Annotated in this window: 1 pseudogene; it reads left to right on the forward strand. The window is 72.5% G+C overall.

What is annotated here, in order from left to right:
• Nucleotides 1-123: 123 nt before the first annotated feature.
• Nucleotides 124-1,028 (forward strand): annotated as a pseudogene (locus G3O06_RS48475) (NAD(P)H-hydrate epimerase); the annotation flags it as partial.

Genomic DNA, 1,028 nt, shown 5'->3' on the forward strand with positions numbered 1-1,028 from the left:
CATCCCGAACGCGACCACCGCGTGGGCCGACAAGCACGCGTGGGGCTACGACTGGCTGAACGGGCCGTCGGGCACCGGCGTCGACGATCTGATGCGCACCGAGATCAACTCGATCGACCCGGCGACGACCGCCCCGTATGGTTCGCGGTCGGCCCAGGCAACAACGGCGGCGATGCGCTGGTTGCCGCCGCACACCTCCAGCAACTCGGCGTCGCGACGCAGGCGTGGATGCCGGTGCCGGTCAAACCGGACGACGCGCAATGGGCGCTCGGCCTCGCGCGCACAGCCGGCGTGCCGCTGTCGGCCACGCCGCCCGCTTCGCTGGACGACCATGCATGGATCGTCGACGGGCTGTTCGGCATCGGTCTCGGCCGTGCACTCGACGGCGTATTCGCCGAGCAGGCCGCGCGCATCGCCGCGCATGCGCGCAGCGGCGGCCACGTGCTCGCGCTTGATGTGCCGAGCGGGCTCGACAGCGATACGGGCCAGATCGTCGGCGCGGGCGTCGCAGTTGCCGCCACGCACACGCTCACTTTCATCGGCGCGAAGCCGGGCCTCTACACGGGCGAAGGCCGCGATCTCGCCGGCGAGATCGACGTCGCCTCGCTCGACGTCGCGCCGCCCGCCGCACCGGCCATCGTGCTGAACGATCCCGCGCGGTTCGCCGCCGCCCTGCCGGCGCGTGCATTCGCATCCCACAAGGGCACATTCGGCAGTCTCGCGGTGCTCGGCGGCGACACGGGCATGTGCGGGGCGCCGATCCTGGCCGCACGCGCGGCGCTGTTCGCGGGTGCCGGCAAGGTACACGTCGGCTTCATCGGTGCCGGCGCGCCGCCGTACGACCCGCCGTTTCCCGAATTGATGCTGCATCCGGCCGACGGCCTCGATCCCGGCGCGATGACCGCGATCGCGGCCGGCTGCGGGCTGGGCACGCGCGAGGCCGCGGCGACGCTCGTGCGCGGCGTGCTCGCGCAGGGCCGAACGGAGGAGCGTGCTGCACGGGAAGAGGGTGAACCACTCACTGGATA

It is taken from the genome of Burkholderia sp. Ac-20345 (genome assembly GCF_017104825.1).
Taxonomy (GTDB): Bacteria; Pseudomonadota; Gammaproteobacteria; order Burkholderiales; family Burkholderiaceae; genus Burkholderia; species Burkholderia lata_B.